Below are 17,861 nucleotides of genomic sequence, written 5' to 3' on the forward strand. Positions count from 1 at the left end.
GTTTAATAAAGAAAACCCTGTATAGACCTCCTAAAGTGTCTATTACAGGGTTCATTTGTTTATTTAAAATCGCCAACTTTTTCTTTTAAAGCGGCTAATTGATCTGGATAGTTCTTTTCAGTAATGTCATTCCATAATTCTGCATCTTTTATACCGCATCTCTCTGGAATAAATACTGGATCAAGCCCCATTTTCTTTTGCTCCTCATAATCTCTCAACGTAGCAATACCTGGCTTTGTTAATAGGATAATAGCTATTAGGTTTAACCAAGCAAGGGTTCCTACACCAATATCCGCAAGATTCCAAGCCGTCGAGGATGAACGTATAGTACCGAAAAAGATGGAGATAACCAATAGTACCTTTACAACAACTGAAATAGTCCCAAAGTTTTTACTGTTTTTAAATAAGTAAGCAACATTACTCTCTGTATATACTCCAAAAGCAAGCATTGTAGTAATGGCAAAGAAGAATACAGCGATTGCTACAAACGGGCTTCCTAAGCCAGGAATAAATGAGTTAATAGCCTCTTGAGCGAAAGCTGTACCCGCTTCAACTCCAGGAAGATTCTCGACTATAAATCCACCGTTAGGATGGGCGATATTGTAACTACCTGTAGAGATAATCATAATGGCTGTAGCTGTACAAACAAGTAATGTATCTACATAGACAGAGAATGCTTGTACAAGCCCTTGTTTGGCAGGGTGAGATACTTCTGCGGTACCAGCTGCTTGTGCTCCTGTACCTTGACCTGCTTCATTTGAATAAGCACCTCTTTTTACTCCCCACATAATGGCATTCCCAAAAACAGCTCCGAATGCAGCATTTAAATTAAAGGCAGAGCTAAAAATTAATGCAAATATAGCAGGCACTTCTTTTATATTGATAAATAAGATAACGAACGCAAGAAGTATGTAAGCTGTTGCCATAAACGGTACAGCATACTCAGCAACTTTACCAACCCTTTTGATTCCGCCGAAAATAGCAAATCCAAATATTGCCGAAACAATGATACCTGTGATTATTGGTGAAATCCCGAATGCACTTTTTGTAGAATCTGCAATGTTAAAGGCTTGGACACCAGAGCCAGTGAAACCAGTTGCTAAAATAGTAGCAATGGCAAACAGTATAGCAAATGGCTTATTTTTCAGCCCTTTTTCGATGTAGTAGGCTGGTCCTCCACGATACTCGCCTGCAATTTCTTGTTTCCAAACTTGTGCTAGAGCGGACTCAATATAGGCAGCACCAGCACCTAAAAAGGCGATGACCCACATCCAAAATATAGCTCCTGGTCCTCCGAAATAAATTGCTGTCGCTACACCGGCGATATTACCAATACCAACACGGCCACCTAATGCCATAGCAAAACTTTGAAAAGATGAAACACCATTTGCTGATTTTTTCCTATTAAACAATTGTTTAATCATATCTTTGAAAAGACGTAGCTGTGGAAACTTCATGAGAAGTGAAAAATAAATTCCTGCTCCTAAACAAAGATAAACTAAAGCATTACTCCAAATAATCCCTGCTATTTTCCCTGTTAAAGCGGCAAAATCCATATAACAACCTCATTTCTATATTCATCCTAGATACATTGGTGACAATTCAAATTAGAGATAGTGAAAACCATTTTGAATGAAGTTTTTCTTACAATAAGCTTTTAATTAACGTATCAATCATCATAGGCATTTCTTTAAAAGCACTATCTACATGTAATCGTTCTGTTTTTTGGTGTGCATCTTTGCCAAATGGACCGACATTTAAGACAGGGCCTTGGAGGGCTGTCATTTCTTTAAATGGAATGCTATACGTTTCGCCCCAGACAGGTGTATTTCGTTCAAAGGCTAGCCACTCATTGGATGCATCTGAATAGTTTACATAGCTTAAATCACAAATCCCGTTAAAATAATGAATTTGTTCTACTTCAACACCAAATGTTTGGGCTGTCTTTTTCATCAATTCAATCGACTGTTTTACTAGTGGATGATTGGATGAATTAATGGCAGGGTAGTATGGTGGTGCATATAACAGAACCGTCGCTGGTGCTAATTCCTGACAGCGAATCATGAGCTGGTCTACGATGCGAATGGATTTTTCACGATCATCCCATTCACTATGCTGTAGAACTTGCTGTTTAATTGCTTGTACTTCTTCAGCACCTAATTTTTCGATGGCATGTTCCAATAGAGCTTCGTAACGTAAAACCTTTACCTTGCCTACGCCCTGTACATTTTCTCGTGTACAAATTTGCTCATAGTGGTCATTACAAGCAGCCATAGCTTCTAGTGCAACCTGTTCAAAAATAGCCATCACTTCTGCAGCTGTACGTTTTAGCAAAAAGACATTGTAAAGGGCTGCCGCACGGTAGGGCGTTTGTGTAGAATATTCCATTTTTAAATCTTTTAATTGTAACGAGACGGGTAGTGGTGTACTTTCACCTAAATCACTTTCACGGAAAAGTGGATTCCACTCCATATGCTGTGTCATATAGGAAGCAATAAAGTTAGCAGTCATGCCTTTTAATGGCTCACCAACATGGGTTTCCTTCCCATAAAACAGGGCAGCGGGCATGATCTTACCTATGGTCCCTGAATAAATATATTCATTCGTATCAGATGGTCCTTGTGAGAAGGACGGTTCACTATTTAAAAATAATTTATACGTTAAACCATGTTGTTCTCGTAGTCTTACAAGCTCTACTACCGCTGCTCGCATACCTGCAGAGTTCACTTCCTCATCCGGCACAGCTGTCAATAATAGATTGATCGGCCATTGCTCAAAGCTAGCTTTTTCAATCAACTGCATATGTAACGCCAGACCCATTTTCATATCCATTGTGCCGCGGCCAAATAAATAATTACCAGACTCCAAATCAATTCGAGCTGCCTCTGGCAAATCTTTTTTATATTTCGGTTCCATTAACTTTTTAGTTAATTCCTCTGGATAAAAAGCTAATGGCTCTAGCTCTCCATATTCCTCCGTATGCACAGTATCAAAGTGGCTAATTAACACGACTGTTTCCGTTGCCGCTGGATGCTTATATAAGGCTGTTACAGCATTTCTTCCTAAACCGGCATCATGTAATTCAATATACTCAGGATGATTTTTATAATATGGAAGCGTTAACAATTTATCTTTTAATTTATAGGCAAATTCATTTTCGCCCTTTGTTAGTGTTCGACTTTCCCAGCTAACAATTTCACAAAGTAGGGCACGTAGTTTTTCAGGTGTATTCCACATAAAAGTATTCATAAAATTTCTCCTTTTATAGTAAATTGTAATTTTTTGAAAATTATATAAATCATAAAGTGTGTTATTTGGATTACCTTTAATTTATAAATTCCACTATACGAAATTTAATCTGCATAATGGAATATAAATTATCGTAAAGGGAAAATATAAAATTGTCAATTTTAATTTTTAAGAATACTTGTAATTTTCCGTACTAATAGTGATTTCCTCTAGACATATTTCATCTAGCATCTATTTAAATATTTAAAAATTAGTTAAAATAAAATGAAACTACATTCAAAAGCAGGGGCTACATGTTAAATTTAAAAAGCACATGAAAGATTTGATAATTTGCATGAATTGTAATTTCTAAATTATTCCCCTAACAGCTATTTTAGATCTGTAAAGCTTTAGAGTAGAGGTCATATAGGATAATGGAAGGGAGAAATGGAATGATACAATCAATAGAAAGAGCAATGGTAGTTATAAATATGCTAGCAAGACATCCAAAACGGTTTTTTTCTGTGCAGGAAATTTTTAATGAAACAGACCTACCAACTAGCACAATTTACAGAATATTGTATACATTAGAAAACTTTGATTTAGTAGAGAGAAATGATAATAAAAAGGAATTTCGACTGGGCTATACATGGTTGCAACTTGGTATGAAAATGTATCATGAAACAGATATCAGGGAAAAAGCGCATCCTCTCTTAGAAAACCTTGCCTATAATGTTCGTGAAACGATCTACTTAAGTATTGCAAAACAGTTTGCATCCATTATTATTGATCGAATTGATAGTCCTAAAAATGTACGTATTATTGATATGATTGGTGAGAAAATCCCGTATCCTATCGGAGCTCCTAATAAAGTGTTGCTTGCATTTTCTAGAAGTGAGCTACAGCAGCAATTTTTAAAACAACTTGAAGAGCAAGAGAAAGAAGAATTGATTGAGAAGCTCAATGGTGTGAGAGAAAAAGGATTTGCCATAAGCTTTGGGGAAAAAACAAAGGGAACAGTATCAATAGCAGCACCTATTTTTGATTCAAATAAACAACCAATTGCAGCAATCAGCGCTGAATGCTTTGAATATGATACAGATGCTGAAAAATTGGAGAGTATAACAAAAGAAGTAATTAAAACAGCACAGCAGCTTTCATTTGAATTAGGATATATCTAAAACATTCTCCATTTTAATAACCATCTAATGTCAATGTATAGTAGACGTTAGATGGTTAAATTTTTTTAAAACACAAATGCTTCAGTTTTAGAAAGAATGGTTATTTCCTGCTACTCTCAATGCCTTGGTAATAGCGTCTTTTCGAAGGTCGTGTAGTTAACAGTAGTAGAATAATAGCGGTTAACAACATGAAAAAGGAAGCACTAAAGACAACTGCACGGATTGTCATCCATTCAGCAACTAACCCAAATACAGCGGTGAATATAATGATAAAAAGAGCTTCAAAGAATCCGTAAATACTTCCAATTCGCCCCATGCTCTTAGTGGGAATGTTATTTTGATAAAATGTATAAAACCCTGTATTCGCAAAAGCAGTTGCAAATGACAATAGAAAGCATCCTAAAGCAGCAATAAGAAAAGTAAAGGATGAAGTAAAAACCAAATAACCTACTGCTGTTAAAAGAGAACCCATACCGATGAGCCATGCTGTAGGAATTTTTTCGACAAATGCTGAATTGGTTATAGAGCCAATTAACACACCTGCTCCTGCGAGACTGACTAAAATTCCATATTGTCCTTCTGACAATGCAAGAACTTGTGTTGCAAAAGCTGCCTCTAAAGAATCGGTTGCTGTCATCAAAACGACGGTAGTACTAAACAACAAATAGATCATCATGACGTAGCGATTTTTTAAGCTAAAACGTATGACCATTTGCCAATCATATAGTAAGACTCGGTAAAGCGATGCTTTTTCTGTTACATTATCAAATTTTTCATTAGCTTCAACATTAGGCATCTTAAAGGTTATACAGGCTGATAGACATAAAGCAATTGCATTTAAGTATATGGCCATATTGGGTGTTCCAAGTGTAAATAGTAAACCAGCAATAGCAGGACCAGTTAAAAATGCCCCAGAATCGAGAAGGCTACGCAGGGAATTAAAACGTTTCCGTTGTGCATTAGGGATCAATTTAGTGATATAAGTCATAGATGTTGGATGATACATAGTGCTAGCTACTGTAATGATAAAGACTAAGATATAAATTGATACTAAGCTAGAAAAGAAAGGGAGTAAAACGATTAGTATAGATTGAAAAAGATTTAAAATAATCATTAAATTTTTTTTATTAAAACGATCGATTAGGCTTCCTGACCAAAAATTAGTGAGCAAGGATGAGCATGCTCTTACAATATATAAGCCAGAAACAGCAAGAGCTGATTCTGTAAGCTTCAAGACAATCAGATTTAAGGCAATAAAATAGATCCATTCACCAATACTAGAGATACCAATACTACACAATAGGATAGCAGGATAGCGCCAGGCCTCTAAAGATTTTTTCATATAAATTCCTCCTTCAGCAAAGTCGTGATTTGCAAATAAAAAATCCCACCCCCAAGACGTATAGTCTTAGGGACGAGATTGTGGAATTTATACTCACGTGGTGCCACCCTAGTTCACTATTATGTCACCATAATAGCCTTTTCAGTACGACATAGTGCCTATGCTTATACTGTAACTCTATAACGGGAGTTCCCGTCGCACCATCAGTCAAATAGAAATCCAATGCGCTACTCCGAGGCTTGTTTCAATAATTCGTTCTTGCTCGTTTTCAGCAACTCGAGCTCTCTGGGAAGAACAGCCTTATTTACTCTTCTCTTCTCTGTATTTTTGATAGTGTAGCATAGATAGATATTTCTGGTAAATAACCCGTTGGAAATTTAGTTAATTAATTTGCAGAAATGCCTTTAATTGTTTCATTAGCGACTGACAGTACTGAATAGTGAGCGCTATATTAGAAGGGATTTCAAGTGAATGATCAAGATTTTCGAAAACAGAAAGTTTATGTGAAGTTAATTGTGCTATTTTTTCCTGTGAATAATGGGGGTCAGCTGTGCCAATTGCCAAAAAAGCATGTTTGTCTAATAGATTTGTCACTGTATGTTCCAGTGACAAAAGAGGTGTTAAGAGCACATAATTAGCAGGAATTAAGGAAGGTCGCTGCATATAAAAATCGATAATAGGCATGGTACCTAAAGATTTCCCTATGAAAATAACATGTGTATAAGGTTTTGTTTGTAAAAAGTCTTCTACAATAGGATTGACAACGCTATAAACCATATTCGATATAGCTTGGGGCTCCTGCTCGAATTGCTGTTGTGCAAATGTATAATTAATTTGAATGACATCATAGCCGAGTTCTAGCACAAGTAACCTTGAATAATAAAGAATAGGTTTGTCATAGCTATAGCCAGTCCCAGAGAACATAAAACATATTTTATCGCTATTGTTATCAAAAAAGTTGTAGGATATACCGTTGTACATATCTTGCTTCGGTTTGATTTTCATGTAGGTTCCTCCATTATTTCTATATTTAGTTTATAATTTACTATAACAAGGAGGGGGAAATAAATGAAAGCAATTGTTATGAATGAGTTTGGTGGATCTGATGTTTTAAGATATATAGATTGTCCTAAGCCTACTATCTCTGAAGGAGAGGTTTTAATACGCACATCTTTCACTAGTGTCAATTATGCAGATATTAAAAACCGTTCGGGTAATAAAGCGAAGGCAAATTTCCCGATGATTCTAGGCTTAGATGTTGCTGGTGTTATTGAAGAGGTTTTCGGAAATAACAGTGCTTTTCAAGAGGGTGACCAAGTCATTGCATTCCCCAAAAGTGGCGCTTACGCAGAATATGTGATAGCAAAGGAGCAATTAGTTTTTAAAGTTCCAAGTAATGTACCTTTTGAAAAGGTTGCAGCTGTACCGACTGTTTCTTTTTTATCGTATATCTTAACACATCAGATAGCACCCATTAGTCAACATGATGCTGTATTAATTCATGCTGCTTCAGGTGGAGTAGGGACAATGCTCATCCAAATGGCAAGAAAGCTTGGTGCAAAACAAATTATTGGTACGGTAAGTAATTTAGAGAAGGCTACAATTGTTGAACAACTAGGTGCAGATCATGTCCTCATATACGATCAATTTAGTAATCATGTCAATAAATTAACAGATGGCCGTGGTGTTGATATTGTATTCGATTCTATTGCAGGAGCTATAACCGAAGAAAGTTTGGCTTGTTTAGCACCTTATGGGACACTGGTGCAATTTGGCAATAGTGGAGGCCGTGCAGGAAATATTAAAACATCAGATTTACATAGTAGCTGCCGTAATATAAAAGGGTTTAGCTTAGGCACAACTAGAGCTTCAAAACCAGAGATGTTACAACAAGTTGCGCAGGATATTTTTACTTTATTAAAAGAAGACAGCTTCCAAGTGCCAATTGCTAAAGTGTTTAGTTTAGAGGAAATGCAAAAGGCGCATGATTTTATGGAGAGCCGACAGCATCAAGGGAAAATACTTATTAAAATATAAAAAAGTAAGGAAAAGATGACGCTCTTATAGCAAAGAGTATCATCTTTTTTAGTGCTGAAAAACAAATCAATCAACCAATAGCGATTTTACGCGCAAAGGGTTTGTCGTTCCACATAAATCTTTTTAAAGGGCTATTTTGCTCCAACACTTTTGCACCATCTTTTTTCATCAACATTCTAATTCATTTAATTTTTCATAAATACGTCTTTTTCGATAGAGCATAATGCCGGTTTCTGCAACATCCTGTATCATCCCTTTATTGGCGTAAGCTCCAAAAACCATCCCTGCAATAGGAATCATCTGAAACAGCTTTTTCCAGCCAAGTTGATCGCGATATGTGTAAAAAACCTCCTGCCAACCCTGAAGCTGAGAAATCATGTTGTCCGAAGCTTTTTTTGTGCTATTCATTGTAGAAAGCTCCTGTAAAATCGCTTCTTTACCAACAATATCAGCAGAAGTAAACTGAAGGCACTTCACAATAAAAATACGCTCCATTTTATCATTCGGATCATAGCCATGAATCATGGCAATTTCCTGCAATGTTTTTAATGCTGTTCCTAAAATAACAGGAATATCAATAGCCAACGTAAAGATTCCACCAAAGCCAGTAGAAGCTCCCTGAACAGTAGCAAACTTTACACGCTCATTTTGTAATTGATCGCTAAGAGTGATCATGTTTTCTAATGTTGACCGATATCAGCAATGGTCAATATGTGTTGAGTGGAAGAATGGTTACGGATTTTTTGCATCATTGCTTGCTCACTAATTAAATACTTTCCTCCTGATTGAATATAATTTCCCAATTCATCAACCAATAAAGCGATTTTATTTTGAATAAAGACTGGGGTCATTTTATCTAAAAGCTTAAAAGGTATTCGTCCTAACTTTTCCCAAAACCATAAATCTTTTTGATCTTTTTCCCATACTTTAATTTCCTGTAAATGCTGTTCTAATTGCTCACGGTTCTCCATCTCGTTTAATCCCCTTATGTGTCCATTTAATTTTAATGATTTAGCATATGTTATTTATTTAAGGTCTGCCGAATCTAGATCTAGCCTCCAACGGATGTCTCAGATTTTGAAGAGGAGATTTTTAAGCCTTGCTCGATAAAATCTGAACGCTTTGTTTAGCTGTACCAAAGTGATCTATGCAGAATCTGAGGCTTAATTGATATACGAAAAAATGTTTTAAAGGTTTCGCTTTATTTAATGAGTATTTCGACAAATAAAGAATAAGTCAGCGTTGCCAAACAGAAGCAAGCAGCGCAATGCCATCATTAATTTGCCCAAGTGTCAGTCCACCGTAACCAATAATGACCATTGCCTCATTGGTTCCATTTTGATAGGCAGTAGAGCAAGGGTAGACACGAATGCCTACTTCTTGTGCAAGCTGGATCGCTTTTTTCTCAGTAAGATAATGAGGTAACTTCAAAACAATATGGAGCCCTGATTTTTCACCGATTACCTGAAAGTCATTTGAAAAATGCTGAGAGATAGATGTCAGTAATGCTTGCTGTTTTTTACGATAAATTGTCCGCATTTTAGCCAAATGTTTATCGAATTGTCCTTGTGCGAGAAAATCTGCTAAGACAAGCTGGTCTACTTTGGAGACAACCGATTTTTGCTCTTGGTGGAAGGTCATAAATGGTGCGACTAAAGATTTTGGTAGAATCATATAACTTATACGTAATGATGGGAGCAATGTTTTCGAGAATGTTCCGAAATAGATAACGTGTTGAAGCTGGTCCATCTTAGCTAATGAAGGGATTGGAAGTCCCTTAAACCGAAACTCCGAATCGTAATCATCTTCTATAATAAGAGTCTCGTTCGAGATAGCCCATTGTAACAATGCAGCTCTTCTTTCCATTGTCATAATCATGCCCAAGGGGAATTGGTGAGCCGGTGTTGTGTATAACATGTGAATTGTTTTTAAGGGAAGTGTTATTCCCGAATTATCCACAGGAATTGCCTCTGTTGATAATCCACACTGCTGTATGATTGCACGTACTCGTTTAAAGCCTGGTTCTTCTAAACCAACCCGAGTAGTTGAACCAAGAAAAAGACAGAGGGCTAAAAGCTGGCTTTGCGTACCACTATAAATAAACACCTGTGAAGCGTCACACACGACCCCTCGGGAGCGTTCTACATAGCGGGCAATCTCCATACGTAAAACAGTTTCTCCTTCCCAAGGGCTTGTTGATAAGTTGTCGCAATTAAAATGCTTTTTCATGAGCTTGTGCCAAACAGCGTAAGGAAACGCTTCGTTATCCACATGGCCATTAGTAAAATCGAATTGTATGTCATCTTGGGGGTTGGTTGTGCTTGGAGCAGCAATTTGTTGTTCGACATGCTGCTGCAGCCAATCAAATTCAAATGGAGCAATGTAATAACCGGATCGTTCTTTGCTATAAATATAGCCTTCTGCAAGTAATTGTTCATAGGCTTCCTTTATAGTATGCACACTGACATCCAGCATTTGAGCAAGAGCACGTTTTGAGGGCAATTGCTCATGAGCAAGTAATCTTTTAGTTAAAATAGAGTGCTTTATTTCTTCATAGATTTGTATGTACTTAGCTGAATTTCCTGTAAATGAAATAGAGAGCTCCACATTCAAAACCTCCTTTGGTATGGTCGTTTTTTTAATAATTGGATATATCCATCATATCAATTTTGCCGTTAAATAAGTAGAAAAGGAGTGAAGTGTAGTGGAATTCATTACATTAGAAAATGAAGTAGTCAAACTAAAGCCTTTAGAGTTAAGCGATATTCAAGGACTTCTAGAGGCAGGTAGTTATCCAGAGATTTGGTCACATATGTCCAAAACTATAGAAAAAAGGGAGGATGTGAATAACTTTGTGGAAAACGCACTACTTACAAGAAGCGGTAAAACTGAGTTTCCTTTTGTGATTGTGGATAAACAATCGGGGAATATTATTGGCTCTACTCGTTATATGGATATTGATGACAAGCATCAACGACTAGAGATAGGGTATACATGGCTGACACCCGCATACTGGCGCACAGCTATTAATACCCATTGTAAATATTTATTATTACAATATTGTTTTGAATACCTTCATTTACAACGAGTTCAAATCAAAACAGATCATGAAAATATCCGTTCTCAAAGAGCTATTGAACGTATAGGTGCCACAAAGGAAGGGATATTGCGTAATCATATGATTCGCAAAGATGGGACAATTCGGCATACAGTGATGTATAGTATTACGATTGAAGAATGGCCACAGGTGAAAAAACATGTAGAAGATTTATTAGTGCAAAGTAAATAAATAAAGGTATAAAATGGAATTTAATTAATCTTTAAATCCGTTTTTTCTTATAAAAAGTGTCAAAAAATAATAGGAAGGGTAGAGTACCTAAAACTTGAAAGAGGGTAATCTACTTGAAACCAAAATATACTTTAAGACAAATTTATGGTGATAATGCTGTGTATACACCAAGAACACCGTATAGTGATAATCCTTGGATGATGGATGATCCTCATAAGCTAGATGCTTTAACCTCAAGAGAAGTAGCTATTGCTGATATCCCCGTATTAGTACACCGAGCCACACAAACAGAAAAAGCTCAAGAGCTACATGAAGTGGCAGGGTTACCTTGGGTTGAACAGCCCTATAGTTATGAAACCAAAGAGGAATATTTGGCACAAATTCAATCTTGGTGTGAGGAAGGAAAGACAATTGTTTGTCAATATATCCATGACTTGGAGCACATGGATCGTCAATGCTATTGGATGGATGCCGAGAAATTTAATGAGCTGAATACAAAAGCATATATCGATCATCTAATCGACAGTAAATTCGTGCCGAGCCGTTTAAATGTTGAGACATATAGACTTTCGGATGCCATTAAAAATTGGCAGCCACCAGTTGTACTAAAGCCCGGAGATGATTCTCCAACATCTGGGGGGTATGGTGTCATCATCTGTCATAATAAAGAAGAGCTAACAGAAGGCTTACGGCAATTTCGAATGACCGGTACGGAGAGCATAATTATTGAGGAACTTTTACAGACAAAGGACAATTATAGCTGTCAATTTGTTTATTCAGAGGAGCTAGGTATTCAATACTTGGGAGCCTCTCAACAAATTACCGATGATAATGGCATTTATGAAGGGAATATTATAGTAGAAAAAGTCCCTGAAAAAGTTATTGAAGTGGGAAGACATATTATGGAACGTGGTGTTGAAGAAGGTTTTGTTGGAGTGGCTGGCTTTGATTTAATCGTCACGGAGGCGGGAGATGTTCAAGCCATAGACTTAAATTTTCGTCAAAATGGTTCTACCTCTATGCTGATGTTTCATGAAGCTTTAGGGAAGCCCATTAATAAATTTGCTTCTTATGCAGCACCAAGCCCGGAAAAGAATAAGCACTTTTTTCAAACAATCAAGACATTGATTGAACAAGGGACGTTGTTTCCGCTATCTTTCTATGATGGCGATTACTTTGAAGAGCCTATAGCATCTAGATTCGTTGGCATATGGTATGCTGATACACTAGATGAAATTGAAAAGCTAGAGCAGAAGTTAGTGTATGAAGAAGAAAAGAATGGTCATTAATCGACCATTCTTTTTTTATAGATAATTGCCGCTAAAATCCAAGAAAGAAGAGACCATACAATAATCGTAATCATAGGAATAATCACATCTGTCATAGAGTACTTACCTTCTAATGCTTCCGCTAAAAGTAATAACTGTGAGCTTGGGAGCCATTCCGCTAATTTTAAGATTGGGTAAGTCGAAGATAGAGCTAAGGCCATAGGACCGAATGAGAAGATCAACATTATAGGCAGCACAATGATAGATGCTTCCATGATTGATTTAGCAAATAATCCACAAATTGTACCTAGAGCAATATAAAACACAGCAGAAAGTAATAATGCAATTGCTAAGATAAAAAGGTTCGCAGGTTCGTAGCCAACTAGAAAAATAGCCAGTGCTACAGAAACAATTGTAATAATTAGAACAAACAAGCTTTTACCAATCAAAATATCTCCAAGTGAGGCTGGGGAGAGCATGAGACTGCGAAGAGTGTTTTTTTCTTTTTCTTCTGCAATTAAACTACATTGTACGTAGGTGGTCACTATGGAGAACGTTAAATTAATTGGTAAGAAATATATGTTAATGGTATTTGCACCTGTTTGATTATATAAAAATGCCATTACAAGTGGTAATAACACCATAGATGATACAGCATAGTTACGTGAGAATTCCTTATAATCCTTCATCAATATAGCTTGAATACGTGTCATTGAAATATTCATACTAAATCACTCCCTGTTATTTGCATAAAAATGTCACCAAGTGTTGGCTCGTTTGTATAGATACATCTAACTTGCTCTGATTGCATCCATTGATATAATTTTTCTGCATCCTGAGCACCATTTTCTATAATTTCCTGAGCACCATTTTTAAGCTCTACTGTAATAGTGTCAGTACCAAATTCTTTTTTTAGGTCTTTTGGAGCTCCTATTGCTCGGATTTTCCCTTTATGGAGGAAAGCAACACGGTCACAAAGTATTTCTGCCTCGCTCATATCGTGGGTTGTTAAAAAAATAGTTGTCCCCATATCATTTAATCTTCTTAAGCCATTATAAATATGCTGCGTATTGACAGGATCAAGTGCAGAAGTAGGCTCATCTAAAAACAATAATTCGGGCTTATGCATGATGGCACGTGCAAGTGTAACACGTTGAATCATTCCTTTTGAGAGCTGACTAATCTTCTTTTTTCGGTCTGCATATAAATTGACAAAGTCTAAAGCTTCTTTGACAGCAGAATTAGGTATCTCATATAAATTACTGTAGAGTAATAAATTTTCCTCAATAGATAGTCTTGTGTACAGTCCACTATTATCTGTTAAAATACCAAAACGTTTTCGATTTTGACTTTGCTTCATGTCAGTTGCTGGCTGACCAAATAATAGAACATTGCCAGCAGATTTATCTGTTTGTGCGGTTAATATTTTAATAGTAGTAGTTTTACCTGAACCACTCGGTCCAAGAAAGCCAAATATTTCGCCTTTCTGAATAGTAAAGGAAACATCTTGTAATGCTGTCTCTTTATTAAAAGTTTTTTTCAAATGTTGCACATCAATCACTGCGTTCATGTGTAACCTCCTGTTTGTTGTTGATGTCTATACTATAATCAACAAGAGTAAGGCTCACAGTAAAAATTGCGTGAATGGCAGAAAAATGACCTTCAGTGGAACCTTATTAAAGGTGACAGGAGTCGTTTATTTCCTGGGAAATCTACTAAATTCCGAGTATTTCCTTTAAATCTGCCAGTTTATTTTTCGACAGGGGAACTACTGTCTTTTCTGTACTGTTGAGTGCTAGGCTATAGCTATTGCGTGTCCATGTAATGATCTCTCGAACCTTTTGTAGGTTAACGATATAAGAACGATGACTTCTAAAAAAGCCGAAAGGTGTCAATTTTTGCTCTAGCTCATTAAGGGATAAAGAACATGGGTATGCTTCACCAGCAACAAAGACAGAAACAACCCCATCAACACTTTCAATATAATCAATTTCAGGTGGATTAAATAAAATAATCTTGTCATTTTTCTTTGTAGGAATCTTATCAAGCCGAATTGGTGCGCTCTCAAATGGCTGTGGAGTATGTTCTACCTCCTCCTCCTTAACATCCAATGTATGTAAACCAGTTCCATCTAGCCTATGTATAACCGTACTTGTAATCATTAAGTCTTCCAAATTATTCGAGAGTAAAATAATACTTTTTTGTTGCTCGACTAAGCGTTTTAATAATTTTTGGATATTTTGTTTAGAAAAATCATCAATGTTTTGAAAGGGCTCTTCTAAAACTTGCATAGGCGATTGGTGGAGATATGTAGTCAAAAGCTTTAATCGCTGTTTTTCACCAGTAGAAAGTTTATGGATTTTAGTGTTTTTTTGTTCCATAAGGCTAAGTAATTTTAATAAATTCTCTTTTTCCCTAGTTGAATGATGAAAAAGCTTTAAAAAAAACTGTAAATGCTCGAGGACAGTTAGGCGCTCATACAAGGCACTCTCACGAAAGTATGTAAAAGTATTCTTTTGCTTCATAAACCATTGCATCAATGTATGTATTTTAGAAACATCAGTGTAGATCCCAATGATTGTACCAGGTTGTAAGGACAGGTGAAAACTTGGATAAATAACATTACCTCCTTCAATATAGGGATCAACGTCAATATTAATGTTACGTTCCATCTTTGTTCCTCCTAAATTTTGTTCTCTTGTAAAAAGCTTTTAATGTCAGTTTGTGCTTGTAGGAAGCTACTGTAGCAATAATTAGAGTTGGACGCATCCATAAAACCATGAAGCCCCTGATATTGTTTCAGATGGACATTTGGTATGCTCACAAGTGCTTGTTTTAAGGTTTTAACATCAAAGCTACTTTCCTGACTAGGTAAAATAACCAAGGTTGGACAGGAAGGTCTAACATCTATATATTGACGTATACGTGAACCATAAACACAAACGATTCGGTGGAGGGGAAGTGCTGATAATCTCCAAGCTAAAGTGGCCCCTACACTATATCCAATTAATACTACTTCTTCGTAGTCTTCACATGCTTTTAGCAGTTTTTGTGAAAGTAATTCAATAGGAGTATCGAATCCAACTGACTGTACGAAAAAGTCATAAGCTTGTTTTTCCTGTTCATATGGAAAGGAAAGTCCCTCTGGATAGAGCGAAATACAGGTAGTAGTTGTGTTGTCATCACAGTAAGCTCTCTCCTGTTCTTTAATAAAATGATTTACCCCATATATTTCGTGTAATATAAATAGTATCCTTTTCATGATTACCTCTTTAACTTTTTCCAATAGTTTATCAAAAAGTAACGTTAACGTATATTTTGGAAATTTATGAATGTTCCTTTTTGAAATGAAAAAAAGCTGTCCGACTACTCGAACAGACTTTTTCAATATTAGTATGATTGAACAAATAAACGATAAAGAATGGACGCGATAGTAGCACGAGATAATGTGCTTTGTGGTTCGAAAAGTTGTTGTTTATCTCCTGTTAAAATTCCAGCTTGTTGTAAGCTATAAATGGCCTCTTTAGTATGAGCGGAAATAGCAGCATCATCCTTGAATAATAGCTTTGGCTGATGCTTTGATAATGGTTTTTCTATTAGCTTTGTAAAATTATACAAAATTACGGCAGCTTCCTCTCGGCTAATAGGTTCATGAGGCCTAAACTTTCCATCTGTTGAATCAACTAGCTTATGTTCATGAGCCCAAGCAATAGCTTCAGCAAAATAATCATCTGGTTTTACATCTGAAAAAGGGGCTTTTGTTGTAGTGCTAATCCCCTGTGCTCGACTGAGAACAGTAATAAATTGTGCTCTTGTCAGTTGTGCGTTTGGATAAAACTGATTTTTTGTGATGCCATTAAATATCTGAGTGCTTGCTAAGTATTCAATAGCTGTTTGAGCCCAGTGTCCTTGTATATCTGAAAATGTACTGTTATTCGAGTTGCCAAATGTAAAAGCAGTAACAGTGCCACTAACCTCGTGGGCAGCAAGTAAAGTTGGAAGTCCAGTAATACTTGTGGATGCAGGAATAAAGGTTAAACCTTCTGGTGAAACATCTCCCTTTATGTTTTCACTAAAATCTCGTTCATTGAAATATTGAACAAACTCTGGAGCATCCGGCTTTGTAATATCATACATCATAATGCCACCAACTCGTTCTATACCGATAAAGGCATACGTACGATCACCAATTTGCCCGATTTTTACATCCTCTGGTTCAGGTCCTTTTTTACCGCTGCGATTATCAAGCTTAGTATTATTATTGGAAGCATTGAAGTATTCAGGCAATGAATCAGCAATGACTTTTTCAAAATCACTACCGCTATCATAGATCTGTGTCATTGTATCGGCTTCATAGATTGAGAAAGACCGTGCACCGAAGCTATATAACTTTCCTTGTTGTAAACCATCATAATCAGATGAATCAAAAAGAACAACATCATTTCCTTTTAATTCCGTTTCTTTTTCATTTATGTAACCATTCCAATCACGTGAATCGCCTTCATTTGCTGTGACTAAATACGTTTTACCATTTACCTCGTAGGATGCAATTCCATCAGGCATATAGATTCCAAAAAGATTCTCTGTAGTAATATTGATTTTGTTATCTTTCATAAAATCCAGAGCATTTTTTTCCTTACTATGATCCTTAAAACCTAATGGTTGTATATTTATCCATTCACCCATTGTAAGATCTAGAGTAGCAATAGCATTTGCTTCTTGTAAGGTAATATAGGCTTTATCACTCATACGATTAACAGCTATATATTCTGGTTCAAAATCAACGGACGGATTCGTTTTCTTCTTTAGAATTATTCCTTTAGCCACAAGATCCTCACGTTGAGCGTCCATAGCCTTAAAAGTTATGTTTTTAGCGGTGGCTTTTGTCATATCAGTTGAGAGCTCAATTATACTGACGCTGCCTTCGGGATCTGTGGCCATCTCATAACCTTCTCGGGGTTCACCTTCATTTGCTACAAGTATCTTCTTTCCATCCGGGGTAAAGGTGATCATATCAGGCTGTTTACCAGCTTCCACAACATGAAGGATTGTACCACTGTAATCTAACAATACAGCTAATCCATTATCATTGTAGTCTGCTGCTTGTACTGCGGCTGCGATGATATCCGATTCCGTGCTAATACTAATACTTGTCACGTCCCCATATGAGAAGTTTGGTTTTACTTCTTTTAATGCCTTTTCAAGATTTATGAATTTCTCTGCTTTTAGGGTAGTAAAGGGCGTATTTTTTTGTAAAGGGACAACCTCAATTTGCTTAGTCGTCCCGTTGATCACATAATATTTGTGATTGTCAGCATTGTAAGCAACGATTTCGGTTGCGCCGCCATCCTCATTTTTTACACCAGAATCATACCGAGAGGAGACATTTAAGGTTAATTCAGACGGTATTTTTTCTACCGCATAGGATTGATTTTCTCCCACTAAAAAGGAAGCTAAAGCTATAGAACAACCTGCTGCCATTGCGGCTAATTTTTTATACTTCATACATATTAAAC

General features: G+C 36.5%; 14 protein-coding genes, 1 pseudogene and 1 other annotated feature. Of the genes and pseudogenes, 4 read left to right on the forward strand and 11 right to left on the reverse strand.

What is annotated here, in order from left to right; translation table 11 throughout:
- Positions 1-59 precede the first annotated feature (59 nt).
- Positions 60-1,556 (reverse strand): alanine/glycine:cation symporter family protein, encoded by a 1,497-nt coding sequence (locus MKY49_RS01165; protein WP_274795339.1) that lies wholly within the window; start codon positions 1,554-1,556, stop codon positions 60-62.
- An 88-nt stretch (positions 1,557-1,644) separates the two neighbouring features.
- Complete coding sequence (locus MKY49_RS01170; protein WP_274795340.1) at positions 1,645-3,249, reverse strand: M20/M25/M40 family metallo-hydrolase; 1,605 nt, start codon at positions 3,247-3,249, stop codon at positions 1,645-1,647.
- A 431-nt stretch (positions 3,250-3,680) separates the two neighbouring features.
- On the opposite strand from MKY49_RS01170, the gene MKY49_RS01175 reads away from it, so the two are divergent.
- Positions 3,681-4,409, forward strand: coding sequence for an IclR family transcriptional regulator (locus MKY49_RS01175; RefSeq protein WP_274795341.1), 729 nt, complete (start codon positions 3,681-3,683; stop codon positions 4,407-4,409).
- A gap of 100 nt (positions 4,410-4,509) precedes the next feature.
- Here MKY49_RS01175 and MKY49_RS01180 read toward each other — a convergent pair whose 3' ends face one another.
- Together MKY49_RS01180 and MKY49_RS01185 are read right to left on the reverse strand one after the other, a co-directional pair.
- On the reverse strand, positions 4,510-5,751 hold the full coding sequence (locus MKY49_RS01180; protein WP_341385415.1) for an MFS transporter: 1,242 nt from the start codon (positions 5,749-5,751) through the stop codon (positions 4,510-4,512).
- A gap of 65 nt (positions 5,752-5,816) precedes the next feature.
- Positions 5,817-6,080 (reverse strand) — a binding site (T-box leader).
- Between the two features lie 52 nt (positions 6,081-6,132).
- A complete protein-coding gene (locus MKY49_RS01185) occupies positions 6,133-6,756 on the reverse strand; it encodes a hypothetical protein (protein ID WP_341385416.1) in 624 nt (207 codons plus the stop codon).
- A gap of 63 nt (positions 6,757-6,819) precedes the next feature.
- Here MKY49_RS01185 and MKY49_RS01190 point away from each other — a divergent pair, with 63 nt between their 5' ends.
- Positions 6,820-7,788, forward strand: a complete 969-nt coding sequence (locus MKY49_RS01190) for a quinone oxidoreductase family protein (RefSeq protein ID WP_341385417.1) — start codon at positions 6,820-6,822, stop codon at positions 7,786-7,788.
- Positions 7,789-7,956: 168 nt separating this feature from the next.
- Here the strand turns inward: MKY49_RS01190 and MKY49_RS01195 are convergent.
- Positions 7,957-8,759: pseudogene (locus MKY49_RS01195) on the reverse strand (EcsC family protein).
- A 265-nt stretch (positions 8,760-9,024) separates the two neighbouring features.
- On the reverse strand, positions 9,025-10,395 hold the full coding sequence (pdxR, locus tag MKY49_RS01200; protein WP_322606478.1) for a MocR-like pyridoxine biosynthesis transcription factor PdxR: 1,371 nt from the start codon (positions 10,393-10,395) through the stop codon (positions 9,025-9,027).
- 97 nt (positions 10,396-10,492) lie between these two features.
- Here pdxR and MKY49_RS01205 point away from each other — a divergent pair, with 97 nt between their 5' ends.
- Together MKY49_RS01205 and ldmS are read left to right on the forward strand one after the other, a co-directional pair.
- Positions 10,493-11,077 carry a GNAT family N-acetyltransferase gene (locus MKY49_RS01205; protein ID WP_341385418.1) on the forward strand — a complete coding sequence of 195 codons (585 nt, stop codon included), beginning with the start codon at positions 10,493-10,495 and terminating at the stop codon, positions 11,075-11,077.
- Between the two features lie 113 nt (positions 11,078-11,190).
- A complete protein-coding gene (gene ldmS, locus MKY49_RS01210) occupies positions 11,191-12,366 on the forward strand; it encodes an L-aspartate--L-methionine ligase LdmS (protein ID WP_274795349.1) in 1,176 nt (391 codons plus the stop codon).
- Here ldmS and MKY49_RS01215 read toward each other — a convergent pair.
- The 5 genes from MKY49_RS01215 to MKY49_RS01235 form a co-directional block, all read right to left on the reverse strand.
- Complete coding sequence (locus tag MKY49_RS01215; RefSeq protein ID WP_312507657.1) at positions 12,363-13,070, reverse strand: ABC transporter permease; 708 nt, start codon at positions 13,068-13,070, stop codon at positions 12,363-12,365. The genes ldmS and MKY49_RS01215 overlap by 4 nt on opposite strands.
- Positions 13,067-13,915 carry an ABC transporter ATP-binding protein gene (locus tag MKY49_RS01220; RefSeq protein WP_274795352.1) on the reverse strand — a complete coding sequence of 283 codons (849 nt, stop codon included), beginning with the start codon at positions 13,913-13,915 and terminating at the stop codon, positions 13,067-13,069. Before MKY49_RS01220 ends, MKY49_RS01215 begins: the two co-directional genes overlap by 4 nt.
- Before the next feature lie 145 nt (positions 13,916-14,060).
- Positions 14,061-15,017 carry a response regulator transcription factor gene (locus MKY49_RS01225; RefSeq protein WP_274795353.1) on the reverse strand — a complete coding sequence of 319 codons (957 nt, stop codon included), beginning with the start codon at positions 15,015-15,017 and terminating at the stop codon, positions 14,061-14,063.
- Between the two features lie 11 nt (positions 15,018-15,028).
- Positions 15,029-15,607, reverse strand: a complete 579-nt coding sequence (locus tag MKY49_RS01230) for a dienelactone hydrolase family protein (RefSeq protein ID WP_341385419.1) — start codon at positions 15,605-15,607, stop codon at positions 15,029-15,031.
- 128 nt (positions 15,608-15,735) lie between these two features.
- Entirely contained in the window at positions 15,736-17,850 is a 2,115-nt protein-coding gene (locus MKY49_RS01235; RefSeq protein ID WP_312507656.1) for a choice-of-anchor I family protein, read from the reverse strand.
- Positions 17,851-17,861 lie beyond the last annotated feature (11 nt).

It is taken from the genome of Lysinibacillus sp. FSL M8-0134, from assembly GCF_038069745.1.
In the GTDB taxonomy this organism is placed as follows: Bacteria; Bacillota; Bacilli; order Bacillales_A; family Planococcaceae; genus Lysinibacillus; species Lysinibacillus irui.